We start from the raw sequence: 12,501 nt of genomic DNA on the forward strand, positions 1-12,501 counted from the left end.
ACGGTCAGAGCCGGATCACGTAATCCTTCACCGTCGTCTCGACGACCTCCCAGGTGCCGCGGAAACCGGGGCGGATCACAACGCTGTCGCCGGGGCGCAGCTCGCGTCGGGCGCCGCCCTCCTCGGTCAGGACGGACAGCCCCTCCAGGATGTGGCAGTATTCCCACTCGTCGTAGACGACGCGCCAGGCCCCCGGCGTTGCCCGCCAGCGCCCGGCATGCAGCCCCTCCGCCTCCTCGCTGTCCCAGGTGGTGCAGACCGGATCGCCCGAGATCACGCGGGCCGGGTCGGGCCGCCCCTCCTCGCCCGGGCCGGTGCCGTCGATATGCGCCAGCGATGTCATCGCGATCCCTCCCGCAGTCGAAAACGGGCCCGATGCCCGCTTTTAGCGTTTGTCCTGCCGCGCGAGGACAGCCTATCCTGCCGCGCATAGTCAAAGGCATTTGCAAGGCGGGCACGACATGGCCGATCTCGACACCCAGGTAGCGGAAAGCCAGGCACAGGTAGCCGAGGCGCAGTCGCGGATCGCCGAGCTGACCAGCCGGATCGAGATCGCCCGGCAGAAGATGGCCTCGGGGCAGGACGCCTCCATCGACATCGAGAATGCCTCGCTCGAAGAGGTCCATGCCCATACCGACCTGATGAACGCCAACATCGCCGAGCTCATCATGGGCCTCGACGACGTGACCGCGGCCTTCAGCCGCGATTTCGACGAGATGCGCAGCAAGACGGGGTGGGAGAGCTTCGTCGGGATCTTCTCCTCGGCAAGGTCCGATTCGATGCGCGAGGAGAGGATCCGCGCCGCCTCGATCGACGACAAGCTGCAGGACCTGATCGCGAAGTCCGACGTGATCGTCCGCCTGCTCGAGGGCCAGCTCGCCATGCTGGAGGAGCAGAAGGACAAGGTGGAGACGAACCTTTCGTCCACCCTGTCCGAGCGCGAGGCCGTCGTGGCCGAGCTGGAGGGCGTGCGGGCCGAGATCACGGCGATGGATCCGCGCATCATCGAGCTCGAGAACCGGATCGGCGTCGAGCAGGACGCCGCCGCCCGGACCAGGCTGGAAAGCGAGCTGGCCGGGATCAACGCCCGCCACAACGAGCTTGTCCGGCAGGAGCAGGTGAAGCTGGCGAAGTCGCAGACGCTGGAACGCTACATCGAGAAGGGCAAGACCTGGATCGACAGCCTGCAGAACCAGGCGGCGACGCAGATGGTGCTGATCAACAAGCTGCAGACCGACACCAAGCAGCGGGTCGTGCTCTACGACGCGCTGTCCAAATCGCTCAAGACCGCGCAGCAGCAGGACGTGGCGCACCGGATCAACGAGATCGGGGTCAAGACCGACCAGGAGGCGCAGACGGCCATGGCCGCGATCGGCTCGGCCACCAACACCCGCATGGCCGAGATGCTCGAGGCGCACGAGGATCACATGGTCTTCGCCCGCGACGTCCTCGAGGCGAAGGCGCGGGCCGACGAGCGGTTCGCCCGCCGCTTCGCGGCCATCGTCGAGAAGCACGACAGGAACCTCTACGGGGCCGGCGAGCGCTAGGTGGCACGGATCCCGTCGGACCTGGGCGGCCGCGGGGCGGTGACGGCCGCACGTCGCCCGGCCGCCCCGGGGGCCGGACCTGCGCGGCCGGCCCGCGAGGTGTCGGCCCGCGAGGTGTCGGCCCGCCCTGCCGGTGCGGCGCCGGCCTCGTGGCCCGCGCGTCCGCTCGGGTCCCGCCGCGCGCGGGAGGATGGCGATGGCTGACCCCGCCCTCGACCATTACGAGCTGGCCGACCTGGCGGCGACGCGCCGCTACTTCCGCAAGTTCGGCGCGATCACCGGGCATCTCGGCCGGGTGGCGGGACTGATGGAGGCGGAGGGGCGCTTCACCCGCGACGAGATCGACGGCATCGCGCGCTACCTCGTCGCGCTGACCAACACGTTCCGGGCGCTCGGCCACAAGTACCACCTCTCCGGCCGGTTTCCGCGCGCCAGCAAGGTGACGCTCGACCGGGTGGAGAGCGGTTTTCCGGTGCTGGCCGAGCTGCTGCTGATGGCCAACGACATGGCCCAAGCCGAGCTTCACCTGCGGCAGAGTCCGGGGGTGGAGGAGCTGAAGGACCAGATGGTCCGGCAGATCGTCGGCGAGCGGCAGATCCCGACCCGGCTGCAATTCACCCTCTCCCAGCGCCTCTACCACGAGGAGCTGGCGAAGGGCGCGCTCTTCCTCGCTCGCAACGATCCCGAGCCGGCCTGGCTGGGGGCCGACAGCGTGGACGGGCGCGAGCGACGGCGTTTCCTGCTGCGCTGGGCGGTCTATGACGGGCAGGTGAACCTGCCGGCGATCTACCTGATGGAGGTGGAGGATACCGGCTGGCACAGCCTGCCCCGCGACCAGTCGCGCTGGCCCGCCGTCCAGGCGCATCTGATGGCGCAATCGCTCGACGGGCTAAAGCTGCTGACCATCGCGCGCGGCTTCGACGAGGATTTCGCGGACCTGCACCCGACCCGGCTGCGCCGCATCCATGTCGGGCCGATGTATTCGCGCAGCTTCACCGCGCAGACGGGGCCGATCCATGACGTGCTCGACCAGGCCCGCGCGCCGGAGGGCGACGACTGGGCCCTGGCCTGGACGGAAGAGGACCTGCGCGCGGCAGGTGCCGAGCGCGTCCGCTCGGGCTGGTTCGGCAGCGTGGAGCGGCAGGTCTACACGCTGGACCCGTTCTCGGCCCGGGGGGCCGAGACGGGGGCGAGCGCGACCACCCGATCGGTCGTGATGCCGCAGCGGATCTACCAGGCGCTCGCCGCGCTCGACCCGCCGGGCTTCCGGGACGTGGCGAAGTTCGCCGTCGCGCCCTCGGGCGCCGTGGCGCGGTACAGGTGACGGCAGCGAGGGGGGCGCGATGAGCCTGACATCCGACACGATGGAATTGCGGGAGGAGGAGATCCGCGCGCAGTATCCCGCCGCCCTGGCCCTGCTGGAGGGGTTCGACCACGCGCCCCGGATCGCCGCCGCCGGTCCGGCCGCCGCGCCGCAGGAGCGCTCGCCCGGCATCGGCACGCGGCGGGCCTTCCGCTCGACCACGCCGGGCCTCGTCACCCGGCGGATCGCGCGGGCCGGCGGCGTGCACCTGCTCGACCGGATCGAGGGTGTGGGGGAGGAGGGTCTCGTCACGCCCGCCCTCGCCACCGTGCAGACGGCGCTGCGCCGCGCGATCGCCATCGCCCTGGCGCTGGGCGAGACGCTGTCCGAGCGCACCGGCCTATCCGATCTGAAGCGCGCGAACCTGGAAGGGCGGCTTCCGGCGGACCGCAGGACCGAATTCGCGGAGCTGCTGACGGCCGAGGCTTTGGCCGTCCTGCACAGCTTCGCCAATGCGAGCGCCTTCCTGCTGGCCGCCGTCGCCGGCGGCGGCGAGGTGGAGATCGGCGAGGTCGAGGAGGTGTTGACGGACAATCCCCAGCTCGCCCTGCACGGCGCGCTGTGGGAACTGGATCAGGATCTCGAACGGTTCGGCAGCGACGAGGGCAGGACCACAGCCACCGTTCGCGCCTTCGCCGAGGCGCTGATGGCGAAGGTGGCGGCCCGCGCCGCGAACGCCCCCCGCCTCGCCCCGTTCACCGGCGCCTCCTGGCGGGTGGAGGCGGACGGGCTGACGATCCGCGGCTTCGCGCCGGCGGTGGCGGCCAAGGGCCAGCCGCTGACGATGACCTTCAAGAAGCCGCACGAGGTCGTCGGCAACCACATCGCGAAATACCAGGCTCTGCGGCTCGCCAAGATGCTGATGGCCTACGATTTCGAGCGGCGCCTCAACCCCTTCGCCGAGCTGGGCGGCTTCATCTTCACCTTCATGGGCGACGGGGCGCCGGGCACCGGCAAGACGACGCTGATCCAGATGATGGCCGGCCTGATCGCGGGCTATTGCGAGACGGCCGGTTACCCGTTCCGCTACGCGAACCTCTCGACCGACAACATCGACAGCTACCAGGGCAAGTCGGCGCAGAATGCCCGCGCCTTCATCGACCGGATCGTCGATCCGGGCGTGATCGGCTTCGGCACGATCGACGACATCGACATGCTGGCGGGCAAGCGCGGCGACCGCCAGTCGAGCGCCGGCCAGCTGGAGATCACGAGCATCCTGATGGAGGCCTTCGCCGGGGCCAACACCGTGGTGCGGGGGAACTGCACCTTCGGCATGTTCTCGAACTACCCCGAGAACGTGGACGACGCGCTGCGCCAGCGGGCCGGGGGGCGGTTCCTGGTGGACGGGCCGCAGACGCGGGCCGACTACATCGACATCTTCGCCCTGCTGCTGGGCCGGAACCACGACATCCCGCTGGGCGAGCACGACCTCTATGCCGCGCAGGCCATCCAGCGGGCCGTGGCCGAGAGCTATGCCAGCCACGACCGGCCGAAGGAGGCGGGGCTGGCCCGGGTCTACGAGGACGTGACGGGGCGGCTCGGCCCGCTCGACACGCTGGCGAGGATCGGCACCTATCTCAAGGGCATACAGGAGGCCGATCCCCGCTTCACCGGGCGGGCGATCAAGAACATCACCGACGCGATCAAGGTCCGCGCGATGGATTTCGAACTGCCCGACGAATGGATGGACCGGCCGGACCTGTTCCTGCGCCGGGACTACGACACCAAGAAGGCGATGATCGAGGAACTGCGCCGTCCGATCACCACCGAGATGGTCCTGCAGGAGATCAACCGCTACGCGGACAGCGAATTCCGATATGCCGACAAGTCCGACGAGGAAGCGGTGTCGAAGATGGTGCGGGAGATGGGCCTGACCGAGGAGGCGCGTCGCCGCTACCTGGAGGGGAAGGGGGCCGGCAATGGCGGAGCCTGAGACCGCACCGGCCGGCGGAGTGAATCCGCCGGTCCTCACCGTCATCTGCGGCCTGCCGGGCACCGGCAAGTCCACGCTCGCGCGCGCCCTCGCCGCGCGGAGCGGCGCGGCCTGGCTGCGGGTCGACACGGTCGAGGCCGCGCTGGGCGGCGTCGACGGACCCGAGGGCTATCACGTCATCGCCGCGCAGGCGCGGGACTTCCTGGCGACGGGTCTGCCGGTGGTGATCGACGCGGTCCACGGCGCCGGCTTCGGACTGGACTGGCCGGGCCTGGCCGCGGGATCCGGCGCGGGCATCGACACGGTCGAACTGATCTGCAGCGACCGCGCCGAACACCGGGCGCGGATCGAGGCCCGCCATGCCGCCGATCCCGGGACGCCGGACTGGCCCGCCGTGGCGGGGCGGGAGTATCGCGCGCCGTCCCCGCCCGCGCGCCGCATCGACACGGCCGGCCGGGTTCCGGCCGACGTGCTGGCGCGCGTCCTTGCCGGGGCGGAGGGGCGGTCCGCTCCGGGGACGGCCGGGCCGGACGGTGCCCCGGGCGGTGCCCCGGGTGGGCAGGGTGCGGCGGCGGGGCCGGGGGCCGCAGCCGGGTCGGCGATCGGGGACGGGTCCGCCAGCACCGGCCCGGCCGGGCGGGTGGCGCGATGATCGACGCCTTCGCCTCCGGACTGATCTGGCCCGCCGCGACGCTCGGCCTGCTGGGCTGGGTCGTGCCGCGCCTGCTCAGCCTCGTCTTCCCCGAAGGGGTGCGCCCGCTTCTTGCGCTGGCCGCGCTGTCGATCCTCATCATGCTGGGCCTCGGCATGGCGACCTTCGCCGGGATCTATCTCTGGCGGGGCGTGCCGCTGGGCGCATTGGCCGAGGGCGGGATCGGCCCGGCGCTCGGGCATTTCCTGCGGCTCGGCGCGGTGTCGGCGATGTTCTGGGGTCCGGTCCTGCTCCTTTCGGTGGCGGGCCTGCCGCGCGGCTGGGTGAACGAGACATGGTGAACCTGTTCCTGACGCTGATCTTCGGCCCCGGGCTGGTGCTGGGCCTCTGGCTGGGCCTGCGCGCCCCGCAGGGCGCCGCCCGCCGCGCCGCGCTGACGGCCTGGGCGCTGACCGCGCTCTGGGGAGTGGGGGTCTGGACCTTCCTCTTCGTGCAGGTCCCGCAGGAGGGGGTCGGCCCCTACCTCTCCGAACTGATCGAGGCCGTGCCGCGCCTCGTCGCGGTGGCCGCGGTCAATGCGCTGATGCCCTTCGCCGCCGGATATCTCTGGGCCCGCCGGGGGCGCCGGACATGAGGCGCCTCATCGAGAGGGGGCTGATGTTCGGAAATCTCGTCCCGGTCGACAGCCCCGTCCTGGTCGAACGCTACATGCGGGCGCTCGATCACCTCACGGGGCGGCGCGCGGATCTGGACGAGTTCCACGTCGACATCTCGGGCTATTCGCCGGAGGTGGGCGACGCGCTGGACGATCCGCTCTACCTCAATCCCGACGGCGTGAACCGGTCCTTCATCCTGCTCACGACCGAGCAGAAGCGCGCGCCGCTGCTGGGCGCGCGCTTCTCGACCTCGCGCGGGATCCTGCGCCAGTTCGTCGAGGCGAACGAGACCGCCCTGCTGGCGCTGACCGCGCGCGACGCGGTCGCGGGGGAGCTGGCGGATACCGTCTTCCGCTGCGCCGTGCCGGCCGACCTGTTCAAGATCGGACGGGTCACGGTCGAGGCGGATACCACCGCCGGCACCGTCGTCAGCGCCCGCAGGCTCGAGGAGCTGATCGCCCGGTTCCGGACCGAGCCGGACGGCTGGTGGGACGACGTGCTGATCGCCCGGATGATCGAGCTGGCGGGCGAGACGGGGGATCTGACGCGCAATCCCGTCGCGCTGCCGCGCATGACCTTCGCACAGGACAATTACTGGACGGCCCTGTTCGGCGGGGTCTACCTGCTGCGGGACGCGCCGCATCCGGTGCTGATCCATATGGCGGAGGGCGCGTTCGGCGGGCTGCCGGTCCCGGCGGTCGCGGCCTCCGACCGCACGGCGCTGGCGCAGGCGCTGACCCGCAACGGGCTGGTCGAGGGGATCGTCGAGGCGCGCGGGGCCGATGCCGCCGCGATCCTGCGGCAGAAGATGGACTACATCGTCGCCTTCGCCGTGGCGGAGCAGGGCGAGAGCCTCGCCGGGGCCGGCCGGCGCGACCTGCGCCGGCTCGCCCGGCGGCACGCGGGCGCGCTGCCCCCCGAATGGCATGCCCTCGCCGCGCTGGTCCGCTGGGCCGAGAATGCGGGCGACTGGCCGCGCATCACCTCGGACGATCCGGCCTATTTCTACACGCTGCGCGCCGCGCCGGGCCCGGACCGCGACCTCGTGAACCGGCTTCTGGCCGAGCTGACCCCGATGGATGCCCGCCAGCTCTTCATCTGCCACAAGGAGGCGTTCTACGCCGCCTGGCGGACCTGGCCAGAGGGGCAGCGCGCCTTCGTCGCGGACCTGCTGGCCGAGGAATACCTGCTGGACAAGGCCGGCACCCGCGCCGCCCTGTTCGGCCCCGAGCCGGGAATGGAGGAGCCGCCCGCCCCGCCGCCGCCGACGCCCGGGCCCCGCGCGGCGCAGGACCGCATCGCGGCGGTTGGCCCCTGGGGCGCTCTGAGGAGATAGACGGGATGCCGCTGATCACCCTCTTCGTCGTGGTCTTCGTGGCGCTCGCGGCGATCCACGCGCTGCTGTCCTGGTCGCGCGGTCGGGCCGAGCGTGCCCGCCTCGTCGCGCGCTGGGAGGAAGCGGGCCGGCCGGGGGACCGCGAGAGCTTCGTCGCCGAGGGGCTGGCCCTCTACGAGCGGTCGTTCCGCAAGCGGGTGCTGGTGCTGGTCTACCTGGTGCCGCTGGCGGCGCTGGGCCTGATCGTCTACCTCGTGAACTACGCCTGAACGCGGGCCCGGAGCTGGGGGAGACGACGTGCTGAGATACATCTGGTGGGCGATCAAGATCGCCGCGGCGATCTGCGTGGCGGCGCTCCTGCACTACACGCTGCCGCAGCGGGACGTGGTCTACATCACCTCGACCTACAACCGGGTGGTGCAGTTCGGGTCGAACTCGATCTTCTGGTCCTCTCCCGACAGCGGGTCGAACGTCGCGGCCGGCGAGGTCAGCCGCGACGTGCTCTTCATCGAGAGCGTGCAGCGCAGCGGCCGCGTCATGGTCTACCGCAACGAGGATACCGGCTTCTGGCCGCCCTACCTGAAGTTCGACAGCTCGAACCTGCAGGCGGAAGCGACGGACCTGGTGTCGAACCGCGCGGATCCGCAATGGGTCGTGCTGACCCATTACGGCTGGCGCATCCCCTTCCTGACCGCCTTCCCGAACGCCATCGCGGTGCGCCCGACGGACGATCCCGACGCGACGCTGATCCCGTGGTTCAACATCGCCCTCCTGGTGGTGCTTTTCGCGATCTGGTGGGCGATCCGGGTGCGGTGGAAGCGGTTCCGCCGGGCACGGGTCGACCCGGCGCTGCTGAATGCCGGCGCCGCCTATGACGAGCGCAGCGCCGCGGCGGGACGCTGGCTGCGGAGCTGGCGGCGGTAGCGCGCCGGACCCGAACGCCGCGCCGGGCGGAGAGGCCGGGGGCGCTTCGCCCCCCGGACCCCCCGAGAGTATTTCCGGCAAGATAAGAGCCGGGGAGGGCTCGACCGGCGGGGGCGGCCCTAGCCCTCGCCGTAGGGGACCCAGACGGTCTTCACCTCGGTCGCGGCCTCGATGAAGGCGCGGCCCTCGCCCTCGGGGCCGTGCCAGTCGCGGGCGCGGGTGTCGTTGACCCAGCTGCGCTTGAGGTTGCCGGCGCTGCGTCGCTCGATCCCGGCCGACAGGTCGGTCGAGGAGAAGGACCAGACCGCGTCTACGTCCAGGTGGTCCGCAAGGACCGGGGCGAGCTCGGCATGGGAGCCGGTCAGGATGTTGACCACTCCGCCCGGCACGTCGGACGTGTCGAGCACCTGGTAGAGATCCGTCCCGGCGAGGGGGAAGGCCTCGGAGGCGACGGCCACCACGCGGTTGCCCATCGCGATGGCGGGCGCGATCGTGGAGATCAGGCCGAGCAGCGGCGCCTCGTCCGGGCACAGCATCCCGATCACGCCGACCGGCTCGCGCAGGGCGAGGGCGAGGCCGCGCAGCGGCACGCCCTTGGCCTGCCCGTCGACCTTGTCCGCCCAGGCGGCCCAGGTGAAGAGGCGGCGGATCGAGGCCTCGACCTCCACCGCGCCGCCCGCGCCCGTGAGCGCGTCGATGCGCGCGGCGAATTCCCCGACCCGCGCCGACAGGTTCTCGGCCAGGTAGTAGAGGATCTGCGCGCGCAGGTGGCCGGTCGTCCGCGACCATCCCTTCGCCGCGTGGGCCGCCTCGACCGCGTTCCGCACGTCCTTGCGGTTGGCGAGGGAGGCATGGCCGAGGAGCGCGCCCTTCGGTCCGTGCACGGGGCGGGAATAGCCGCCATCGGGCCGGGCCTGCTTGCCCCCGATATAGAGCTTCGCCGTCCGGTCGAGCGGGCCCGCGGGGGCGCCGTCGCCGGTGAAGGCCGCGACCGGCGTCAGCTTCGCCGCCCCGCGCACGGGCCGGAGATAGGCGCCGAGCCCCTCCCAGCCGCCCTCGCGGCCGAACCCGCTCTCGCGCACGCCGCCGAACGGGGCGGCGGCGTCGAACATGTTGGTGCCGTTGACCCAGACGACGCCGGCCTTCAGCTTGGGCGCCACGTCGAGCGCGAGGTTGACGTTCTCGCTCCACAAGGTCGCGGCGAGGCCGTAGCGCGTGTTGTTCGCCAGCTCGACCGCCTCGGACGGCGTGCGGAAGGTTGTGGAGACGAGGACGGGGCCGAAGATCTCCTCCTGCATGAGTGGTGCGGCGGGGGAGAGGCCGGTGATCAGCGTGGGCGGGTAGAAGCAGCCCGTGGCGGGGAGCGGGACGTTCGCGCGGTAGGTCTCGCCTTCCATATTGCCGTCCACGAGGCGGGTGATCGTCTCGAGCTGCACCGGGTCCACGATCGCGCCCACGTCGACGCACTTGTCGAGCGGGTCGCCGATCCTGAGGCCGTCCATCCGCCGCTTGAGCCGGGCGTGGAACTCCTCGGCGATGCCCTCCTGCACGAGCAGGCGCGAGCCCGCGCAGCAGACCTGGCCCTGGTTGAACCATATCGCGTCGACCAGCCCCTCGACGGCGCTGTCGATGTCGGCATCCTCGAAGACGATGTAGGGGGACTTGCCCCCCAGCTCGAGTGTCAGGGGGATGCCCCGCCCGGCGGTCGCTTGCCGGATGCGGCGGCCGACCTCCGTCGAGCCGGTGAAGGCGATCTTGTCGACCTCCGCCGCCACCAGGGCCTGCCCGGTCTCGCCGTCGCCGGTGACGATGTTGACCACGCCCGGCGGCACGCCGGCCTGCCTGCAGAGCTCGGCAAAGACCTGCGCCGAGAGCGTGGTGTATTCGGCCGGCTTCAGCACGACGGTGTTCCCGGCCGCCAGTGCCGGGGCGATCTTCCAGGCCAGCATCAGGAGGGGGAAGTTCCAGGGGATGATCTGGCCCGCGACGCCGTGCGGCTCCATCCCCGGCTGCTCGCTCTCGAGAAGCTGGGCGAGGCCGGCATGGTGGTAGAAGTGCCGGATGGCGAGGGGGACGTCGATGTCCCGGCTCTCGCGGATCGGCTTGCCGTTGTCGAGGCTCTCGATCACGGCGAGCAGGCGCGACTGCTTCTGCATCATCCGGGCGATGGCGTAGAGGATCCGGGCGCGGCCATGGCCGCCGAGGGCCCACCAGCCGGGCTGGGCCTTGCGGGCGGCCTTCACCGCCGCGTCCACCTCGTCCGGCGTGCATTTCGTCAGGCCGGCGAGACGCTCGCCCGTGGCGGGGTTGCGGATGTCGATGTCGGCGCGGGCGGCGCCCCATTGCCCGTCGACGAAGGGGCCGGCGAGACCGCCCCGGCCTTCGATCCAGGCAAGGGCCTCCTTCGCGCTCTCGGGGGCGGGGCCGTATTCCATGGTGTCGAAGATGTCCTTGATGGTCATGGCTGGAGCCTCGAGGGAAGGGCGGCCCCGGGCCGCGGGCGGGAGAGAGGCCCCCGCCCGGGGGGGCGGCCGGGGGCTGCCCGGCCAGCGGCCGGGCGGGACGTCGATCCGATGCGCGGCACTACGCCATCGCGTGCCGCCACGACGCCGAATAGGCGCCGGTGACGTGGTGTTCGAGCTGGCGTTCGATGTCGCCCAGCAGCGAGGACGCACCGAAGCGGAAGAGATCGGGCTGCAGCCAGCGATCCCCCAGCTCGTCCTTCATCAGGGCGAGGTAGACCAGCGCGTCCTTGGCCTTGCTGATCCCGCCCGCCGGCTTGTAGCCGACCCTGACCCCCGTGCGGTCCTGATAGGCGCGGATCGCCCGGATCATGGTCAGCGAGACGGGGAGCGTGGCGTTCACGCTCTCCTTCCCGGTGGAGGTCTTGATGAAATCCGCGCCGGCCATCATGCAGACCAGCGAGGCTTTCGCCACGTTGCGCAGCGTGCCGAGCTCTCCCGTCGCGAGGATCGCCTTGACATGGGCCTCGCCGCAGGCGGCGCGCATCTCGGTCATCTCGTCGTAGAGCGCCTGCCAGTTCCCCGTGAGGACGTGGCGGCGCGAGATGACGATGTCGATCTCCCGCGCGCCGGCGGCGACGCTTTCCGCGATCTCGGCCATGCGCAGGTGCAGCGGCGACAGGCCCGCCGGAAAGCCGGTCGAGACGGCCGCGACCGGGATGCCGGAGCCGTCCAGCGCCTCGACCGCCGTTTCTACCATGTCGTGATAGACGCAGACCGCGCCGACCGTGAGGCCGGGCAGGCCGATCGCGTCCAGGATGGCGGGCGCGACCGGCTGCCGCGCCTTGGCGCAGAGCCGGCGGACCCGGCCCGCCGTGTCGTCGCCCGACAGCGTGGTGAGGTCGATCAGCGAGACCGCCTTGGCGAGCCAGGCCGCCTGCCAGTCCTTCTTCACCGACCGGCGGCCGGGCAGGGTGGCGGCGCGGCGCTCGATCGCGGAGGTGTTGGCCTGGACCCGGGCGAGCCAGTCGAGGTCGAGCTCCATCCCCGGATTGCGTGGTTCGTGCAGCTGCGGCAGGTGGTCGCGCGATGCCGTCGCGGCCCCCTCGGTCGTGGTCTGGTCCATCGCTCCGCCCTCCGGTCGGGTTGCCGAAAGGTGGCACCCGCCGCCTCTCGTGGCAAGCCTTGACCGTCTGGTCAAAAGTTACCGGACGTCCTTTTCGTAGAACACCCGCTCGAACCCGTTCTGCCGGGCGCGGTGCGTCTCGCGCTAGCCGAGGCGGGGATAGAGCGCGAGGTTCGCCGTCATCGCGGCAATGGTATAGAGCCGGACCGTCGGCAGGCCCCGCGCGCGGGCCTCGGCCTCCGCCGCCGCGACCAGCGCCCGGCCGAGGCCGCGTCCCTGTGCGGCCGGCGCGACGGCGACCGTGTCGAGCAGCAGCGCGCCGTCCCCGGCGCAGGTCACGACCACGCCCTCGAGCGCGCCGCCCGGTCCGCCCGCGGCCACCTGGACCCGGCCCGCCGCGATCAGCGCGGCATGATCGGCGTTCATCGGCGCCGGCTCCCGCCCGATCGCCGGCACGTAAGGGGCGAAGGCGGCGCGGACGAGGGCGGTCACGGACCCCGCC

13 protein-coding genes are annotated in these 12,501 nt (G+C 71.7%); 9 read left to right on the forward strand and 4 right to left on the reverse strand.

Going from position 1 to position 12,501, the window contains the following annotated elements:
• Positions 1 to 4 precede the first annotated feature (4 nt).
• A complete protein-coding gene (locus BUE30_RS04520; protein ID WP_073326682.1) occupies positions 5 to 343 on the reverse strand; it encodes a cupin domain-containing protein in 339 nt (112 codons plus the stop codon).
• 118 nt (positions 344 to 461) lie between these two features.
• On the opposite strand from BUE30_RS04520, the gene BUE30_RS04525 reads away from it, so the two are divergent.
• The 9 genes from BUE30_RS04525 (at position 462) to BUE30_RS04565 (ending at position 8,411) form a co-directional block, all read left to right on the forward strand.
• Entirely contained in the window at positions 462 to 1,547 is a 1,086-nt protein-coding gene (locus BUE30_RS04525) for a coiled-coil domain-containing protein (protein WP_073326683.1), read from the forward strand.
• Between the two features lie 196 nt (positions 1,548 to 1,743).
• Positions 1,744 to 2,871 (forward strand): hypothetical protein, encoded by a 1,128-nt coding sequence (locus BUE30_RS04530; RefSeq protein WP_073326684.1) that lies wholly within the window; start codon positions 1,744 to 1,746, stop codon positions 2,869 to 2,871.
• A 19-nt stretch (positions 2,872 to 2,890) separates the two neighbouring features.
• Positions 2,891 to 4,843, forward strand: a complete 1,953-nt coding sequence (locus tag BUE30_RS04535; protein ID WP_073326685.1) for an AAA family ATPase — start codon at positions 2,891 to 2,893, stop codon at positions 4,841 to 4,843.
• Positions 4,830 to 5,495: a P-loop nucleotide/nucleoside kinase family protein gene (locus BUE30_RS04540; protein WP_073326686.1), complete on the forward strand. Its 666-nt coding sequence runs from the start codon at positions 4,830 to 4,832 to the stop codon at positions 5,493 to 5,495. Before BUE30_RS04535 ends, BUE30_RS04540 begins: the two co-directional genes overlap by 14 nt.
• Positions 5,492 to 5,836, forward strand: coding sequence for a hypothetical protein (locus tag BUE30_RS04545; protein WP_073326687.1), 345 nt, complete (start codon positions 5,492 to 5,494; stop codon positions 5,834 to 5,836). The genes BUE30_RS04540 and BUE30_RS04545 overlap by 4 nt, the downstream gene beginning before the upstream one ends.
• Positions 5,830 to 6,129 carry a hypothetical protein gene (locus BUE30_RS04550; protein WP_073326688.1) on the forward strand — a complete coding sequence of 100 codons (300 nt, stop codon included), beginning with the start codon at positions 5,830 to 5,832 and terminating at the stop codon, positions 6,127 to 6,129. Before BUE30_RS04545 ends, BUE30_RS04550 begins: the two co-directional genes overlap by 7 nt.
• Positions 6,126 to 7,487, forward strand: coding sequence for a DUF6638 family protein (locus BUE30_RS04555; RefSeq protein ID WP_073326689.1), 1,362 nt, complete (start codon positions 6,126 to 6,128; stop codon positions 7,485 to 7,487). Before BUE30_RS04550 ends, BUE30_RS04555 begins: the two co-directional genes overlap by 4 nt.
• Positions 7,488 to 7,492: 5 nt before the next feature.
• The gene (locus tag BUE30_RS04560) at positions 7,493 to 7,756 is read left to right on the forward strand and encodes a hypothetical protein (RefSeq protein WP_073326690.1); all 264 of its coding nucleotides are present in this window, start codon (positions 7,493 to 7,495) and stop codon (positions 7,754 to 7,756) included.
• A gap of 28 nt (positions 7,757 to 7,784) precedes the next feature.
• Positions 7,785 to 8,411, forward strand: a complete 627-nt coding sequence (locus tag BUE30_RS04565) for a DUF1523 family protein (RefSeq protein ID WP_139300484.1) — start codon at positions 7,785 to 7,787, stop codon at positions 8,409 to 8,411.
• A 119-nt stretch (positions 8,412 to 8,530) separates the two neighbouring features.
• Here the strand turns inward: BUE30_RS04565 and BUE30_RS04570 are convergent, their stop codons facing one another.
• From BUE30_RS04570 to BUE30_RS17995, 3 genes are all read right to left on the reverse strand, one after another.
• Positions 8,531 to 10,873, reverse strand: coding sequence for an aldehyde dehydrogenase family protein (locus tag BUE30_RS04570; protein WP_073326691.1), 2,343 nt, complete (start codon positions 10,871 to 10,873; stop codon positions 8,531 to 8,533).
• Between the two features lie 121 nt (positions 10,874 to 10,994).
• Entirely contained in the window at positions 10,995 to 11,999 is a 1,005-nt protein-coding gene (deoC, locus tag BUE30_RS04575; protein ID WP_073326692.1) for a deoxyribose-phosphate aldolase, read from the reverse strand.
• Between the two features lie 144 nt (positions 12,000 to 12,143).
• Complete coding sequence (locus BUE30_RS17995; protein ID WP_244526270.1) at positions 12,144 to 12,491, reverse strand: GNAT family N-acetyltransferase; 348 nt, start codon at positions 12,489 to 12,491, stop codon at positions 12,144 to 12,146.
• Positions 12,492 to 12,501: the final 10 nt, after the last annotated feature.

It is taken from the genome of Wenxinia saemankumensis, from assembly GCF_900141735.1.
GTDB lineage: Bacteria > Pseudomonadota > Alphaproteobacteria > Rhodobacterales > Rhodobacteraceae > Wenxinia > Wenxinia saemankumensis.